This window comes from Mesorhizobium sp. M7D.F.Ca.US.004.01.2.1 (assembly GCF_003997785.1).
GTDB classification, from domain to species: domain Bacteria; phylum Pseudomonadota; class Alphaproteobacteria; order Rhizobiales; family Rhizobiaceae; genus Mesorhizobium; species Mesorhizobium loti.
In genome coordinates this window covers 1-5,677 of the sequence record NZ_RZRQ01000352.1, presented here as the reverse complement: position 1 = coordinate 5,677, position 5,677 = coordinate 1, and the positions used below count along the sequence as shown (strand labels likewise).

6 protein-coding genes and 1 pseudogene are annotated in these 5,677 nt (G+C 61.8%); all 7 read left to right on the top strand.

Annotated features, from left to right (window positions below):
- Positions 1-127 precede the first annotated feature (127 nt).
- Entirely contained in the window at positions 128-475 is a 348-nt protein-coding gene (locus EN993_RS29960) for a RidA family protein (protein ID WP_109660178.1), read from the top strand.
- A 56-nt stretch (positions 476-531) separates the two neighbouring features.
- Positions 532-1,320 (top strand): FadR/GntR family transcriptional regulator, encoded by a 789-nt coding sequence (locus tag EN993_RS29955; RefSeq protein ID WP_164757896.1) that lies wholly within the window; start codon positions 532-534, stop codon positions 1,318-1,320.
- Between the two features lie 290 nt (positions 1,321-1,610).
- On the top strand, positions 1,611-2,321 hold the full coding sequence (locus EN993_RS29950; RefSeq protein WP_127265585.1) for an SDR family oxidoreductase: 711 nt from the start codon (positions 1,611-1,613) through the stop codon (positions 2,319-2,321).
- Between the two features lie 12 nt (positions 2,322-2,333).
- On the top strand, positions 2,334-3,083 hold the full coding sequence (locus EN993_RS29945) for an SDR family oxidoreductase (protein ID WP_109660172.1): 750 nt from the start codon (positions 2,334-2,336) through the stop codon (positions 3,081-3,083).
- A gap of 70 nt (positions 3,084-3,153) precedes the next feature.
- Entirely contained in the window at positions 3,154-4,104 is a 951-nt protein-coding gene (locus EN993_RS29940) for a LysR substrate-binding domain-containing protein (protein ID WP_109661322.1), read from the top strand.
- An 86-nt stretch (positions 4,105-4,190) separates the two neighbouring features.
- Positions 4,191-5,225 (top strand): amino acid ABC transporter substrate-binding protein, encoded by a 1,035-nt coding sequence (locus EN993_RS29935; RefSeq protein ID WP_127265584.1) that lies wholly within the window; start codon positions 4,191-4,193, stop codon positions 5,223-5,225.
- An 80-nt stretch (positions 5,226-5,305) separates the two neighbouring features.
- Positions 5,306-5,677: pseudogene (locus EN993_RS29930) on the top strand (ABC transporter permease); the annotation flags it as partial.

Sequence of the window (5,677 nt, the reverse complement as noted above, 5' to 3'; positions counted from 1 at the left end):
CCGTCGACGCTGGCTGGCTCGTTCAGGCGCCCTACGCGCAATATCTGCAGGGAAACCCCATCCGGCAGACGCCGGCAATCTGACCCCATCCAGCGGAGGCCGGAAATCTGACAAGGACAACAATCCAGTGAGTGACATCAAGCGCTTCGACTTCGACACCCGCATCCACCACGGGGTCATCCACAATGGCACCCTCTACCTCACCGGCCAGGTCGCAAAGCCGGGTCAGTCCGCCGCTGACCAGATGCGCGAGGCGCTCGGCAAGGTCGACGTCCTGCTTGCCAAGGCCGGTACGGACAAGACCCGCATCCTTCACGTGCAGATGTGGCTGGACGACATCAGGGATTTCGACGAAGTCAACACGGTCTGGGACGCATGGATGCCGAAGGAGCACGCACCGGCGCGCTCTTCCGGCGAAGGACGCATGGCCAAGCCCGGAATGCTGGTCGAGCTGATCGTCACCGCGGCGGTTTGAATGGCCTTGCCGGTTCGGGCATCATCCTGCATCTGGCATCGGACTGGGGAACACTGATGACGAAGCGCAAGCCACTTTCCACCGTCGTGGCCGAGAGCCTGTCCGAAAAGATCCGCTCCGGGCAGTTGCTGCCCGGCGCCCAATTGCCGACCGAGGCAGAGCTTTGCGCCGAATACGACGTCAGCCGCACGGTGGTGCGGGAAGCGGTGGCGCGATTGCGCTCCGAGGGCATGGTGGTGCCGCAGCAAGGACGCGGCATGTTCGTCAGCGAAACGCCGGCGCCGCGCAATTTCTCGATACCGGACGAGGCCCTCAGGACCTTGCCGGAAACCATCGCTCTGCTCGAACTGAGATTGAGTGTCGAGGTGGAGTCCGCCGGGCTGTGCGCCGAACGGCGCACCGATGCGGAGGCGAATGCAATCCGGGCCCTGATGGAACAGGTCGACGCCCAGCAGGCGGATCCCGCAGCCGTCCAGATCCACTATGACTATGATTTCCATCTGGCGATCGCCAAAGCCGCAGGCAACGAATTCATCCACGGCTTCCTGAGCTATCTCAGGCCGATGATCGTTCCACGCTTTCAACTGGGTTATGTGGTCACATCAGCGCTCAAGGACAGCTACTACGCCCGCATCCATAACGAACACAAAACCATCGTGGACGCTATCGAAAGGCAGGACGGTCGCGCTGCTCGCCAGGCCATGCGCAAGCATCTGCACAACAGCCTCGGGCGCGTGCGCGCTTTGGCCCGGGCTTCAGGCGTCGCGGCGACCGAGGCCGAGCAGAAGGCGGCCGCGGCATCGCTCTTTACCGATATGAAGAGGCCTGCCCCGACAGGAGGGTGAGGCCGGCGACTTCGCTTCGCATGCGCAGGCGCGTGGACCAGATTGGCCACGCATTGCGAAAGCCTTGTTTTTGCTCTGCCGGCCAGCGACACCCGTTTTCCGACGCATTGAAAGCGCCATTCTCCCAGCGTTTCCTTGGGTTTTCGGCTTCCGCGATCGTGCGGACACCCCAGTAAGTTTCGCAGGCTGAACGGGCTTTCGAAAGTTTATCTTTCCTTTTTGCTGGTTTTCTTGGTTTCGCGGCATCGGCCCAGGCCGCAGACTGAAACCAGGCAATCAGGGAAACCCACGTGACGACAGCCTTCATCACAGGTGCAACGAGCGGCATAGGGCGGGCCATGGCGATCGCGTTGAGCGACGCCGGCTATGACGTCTATGCGGTCGGGCGCAGCCAGTCCGCGCTCAAGGCGTTGCAGGCCGAGCGATCCGGCATCGTGCCCATCGCTGTCGATATCACCGATCGCGAGGCGCTGGAGGCTGTTCTGGCGGATCTCACCATCGACGTGCTGATCAACAATGCCGGGATCATGCCGCCGCTGGGCAATTTCGCCGACATGAAGATCGCCGACATCGACTCCACGCTGGAGGTAAACCTCAGCGCAGCAATCATGCTTACCCGCCTCGTCGTTCCGCAGATGCGCGAGCGGCAGTCTGGCCATATCTTGTTCACCGGCTCCACCGCGGGCCACGCGGCATATTCCAACATTGCCGTCTATTCAGCCACCAAGGCGGCGATATCAGGTTTTGCCGCCGCGTTGCGCGCCGACCTCTCCCCATCAGGCATACGCGTCACCGAGATCGTCGCCGGCCGTGTCGAGACGCAGCTCTACCAGGACATCCTCGACGCCAAGGCGCGCACGGCCATGTACGCCAGCAAAGTGGTGCAGCCGGACGACGTGGCCAGAATGGTCGTCGCGGTGCTCGGCCTGCCCGCATGGGCCGACGTTACCCGTTTTGACATCATGCCGACCTGGCCGACCTCGCCAAGCGGCACCAAGTAAGGAAAAACTGGAATGAAGGATCTTTCCGTTCTGATCGTTGGTGGCGGCGCCGGCCTCGGCGCGCTTCTGGCCCGGATGGCTGTAGAGGCCGGAGCGGCGAAGATCGGCATAATCGACATCAACCAGGACGCCGCCGAAGCCGCGCTAGAGCCGGCAAAGGCCAACGGCCTGCCGACCGCGACCGCCCTATGCGATATACAGATCGGTCCTCAGTGCCACGCCGCCTTCGACGCCATCGTTTCGAAGCTCGGGCGTATCGATACATTGATCAATTGCGCCGCGATCTACCCTCGCCGCCCGCTCCTCGAGATCAGCGATGCCGATTGGGACGCCTCCAATGGCATCAACATCAAAGGCACCTACCACATGATGGTGGCGGCCGTTCGCCATATGCAGTCGCAGGAGCCGAAGAGCCATGTGCGCGGGCGGATCGTGAACCTGACCTCTGTCGACGCTTTCAAGGCGCATCCGCAGAACGCCCACTATGCGGCAACCAAGGCCGCCGTGGTCAGCCTGACGCGCTCCTTCGCCCATGACGTCGCAAAACACGGAATCCTAGTGAATTCGGTGGCCCCCGCAGGCATGGCCACGGAGCGGGCCAAGGCCCTCGGCTTCCTGGAGGAACTGGCCAAGGCGAGCCCGCTGGGTCGTGGTGCCGAGCCTACGGAGATTGCCGAGTGGGTGCTCATGACGGGCGGTCCCAAGAACACCTATATGACCGGAGAAAACGTAATTGTTTCAGGTGGTTATATATACGCCTGAGTTGTTTTAACGGCGCCTGCGGCGCTGAATTGTCCAACAGGAACGCAAGCGAAAGGAGGTGGAATACACGATGACCGGCAAGCTCCGCCTTCCCTCGCTGAATGCGCTTCGCGTCTTCCACGCCGTCGCGCAGCACAAGAGTTTTCGGCAGGCGGCGGACGAATTGCTGGTCACGCCGCAGGCCGTCGGACAGCAGATCAAGCTTCTGGAGGATACGCTTCAGGTGACGCTGTTCGAGCGCAAGGGGCGGTCGGTCGAATTGACAGAATCGGCTATCCTTCTCTCGCACTATGTCAAAGCCGGGTTCGACGAGTTTTCGGAAGGTGTTCGCCGCGTCACCAAGTCGAACTACCGGGACCGCATCAACCTGAATGCGAGCCCCTATTTCGCGACCCACTATCTGTTGCCTCGTCTGTCCCTGTTCCGGGAGATATTGCCGGGTGCGGATCTGCGCCTGACGACGATGGTCGACCTGCCCGATTTCGGACGTGACGACATCGATATGACCGTCCAGTGGGGCTACGGCAATTGGCCGGACTACGAGACCATCCTGCTGGTGCCGGATCCGAAGGTCATCTGCTGCACTCCGGCCATCGGCGAAAGCATCAAGTCGGCGCAGGACCTGACGCTGTTCACATTGCTGGACACCGTCAAATCGAAGCGCCTTTGGCCAGACATTTTACGGCACCTTGCCATCGAGCAGACAGATGGCAACCGAAGCATCAGTTTCGACGATGCCGCCACCATGCGCCGCGCAACCCTGCAAGGCATCGGCGTCGGTCTCGTCTCCGTCATCGACGCCGAGGAAGATTTGAGGTCGGGTGCGCTGGTCGCGCCGGTCGGCCGCGACGCCCTTGCCGATATGAGGCCGGAGGAGGTCCCTGGCTTCTACCTGATCGTCCCGCGCGGGCACCTGCGCGTGAAGGCGGTCGCCGCCCTTCATCGATGGCTCGCCCAGCAGGACTGGAGCAGCGACCTGAAGATTTCCTCCGTGCCGAAACCGACCCCGCTTTCCGACTAGGAGCGGCTTTGAGACCGAGCTCCGAAAGAAAACTTTCGGACCTCCAACAACAAGAAACCAAACAGCCTCAACAGTGGAGACGGAACATGAAAACGATGAAATGGGGGGCCGCAGCCATGGCCCTTGGACTTGTGCATTTTGCAGCGCCGGCAGAAGCCGCCGGCGGCAAGACGCTGGAGATCGTCAAGGCGCGCGGCGTGCTCAATTGCACCGGCCATGACGGATCCTATCTCGGCTTCGCCGAAGTCGACGACAAGGGCAACTGGAAGGGCATGGACATCGATCTCTGCCGGGCGGTGGCCACGGCCGTGCTCGGCGACCCGGCAAAGCTGAAGATCGTTCCGATCAGCTGGGCGCAGCGCTGGCCGTCCCTGCAGTCAGGCGATGTCGACATCATCATCAAGGCGTCGGGCGGCACGCTCAGCCGAGACACCGAGCTCGGGCTGCAATTTTCCATGTCCTACTACCTCGGAACCACGAAGGTGATGGCGCACAAGGAGCTCAACCTCAAGTCGCTCAAGGATGCCGCTGGCGGCACGATCTGCATTCCCGCCGGTACCTCGCAGGAACAGCAGGTCGCGGCCTATACGGCCAAGCTTGGCATCAAGCTCGAGCCCGTGCTCATCGAAAAGACGGAGGAGCTCGAGCAGGCCTATTTCTCGGGACGCTGCGATCTCTATGCGCAATGGGGCCCGACGCTCGCCATTGCGCGCATCGCCAAGAGCAAGGTCGACGACCATGTCATCCTGCCCGACGTGCTCGCCGTCGAGCCTGAGGTCATGATCATGCGGCAAGGCGACGACAATTGGGTCGACATCGCCAACTGGACGCTGAGCACCCTGATCTTCGCCGAGCAGGAAGGCATCACCTCCAAGAACGTCGACGAGATCAAGGCCAAGCCGACTTCGCCGCAAGTCGCCAAGTTCCTCGGCGTCACGCCAGGCATGGGCAAGGGTCTCGGTCTCGATGACGACTGGGCCTACAAGGTGATCAAGAACGTCGGCAATTACGGCGAAATCTTCGAGCGCGACCTCGGCAAGGACTCGCCCTACAAGATGGACCGCGAGCTGACCAATTTGTGGAACAATGGCGGTGTCCTGTTCCCGCTGGTGATCGACTGATCCGTTCTTAACTCACCCGCTTTGGGCCCCGCCCGGCACCTGCCGGGCGGGGCCGGCGACAATTCGGCAAGGATCTTTGGATGGTCAGCCTGCTGAGAAATCAAAAGGTCCGCAACGCACTGTTGCAGGTCCTCTATGTCGGCTCTATCGCCGCGATGGTGCTTGCCGGCATCGTGATCGCCCGCCGCAACCTCGCTGACCAGGGGATCACCTCCGGATTCGACTTTCTGTTCAAGTCGACGGGTTGGGATGTGAATTTCTCGCTGCTGCCCGCCACGGCCAACGATCCCTATTGGTGGTACTTCCTCATCGGCATCATCAACACGCTTTTCCTGGGCAGCGTCGGCCTGATACTGGCGACCATCGTGGGAACGATCGTCGGTCTGGCGCGGACGTCCTCGAACGATCTGGCGCGACTGCTCGGCCGAACCTATGTCGACATCTTCCGCAAC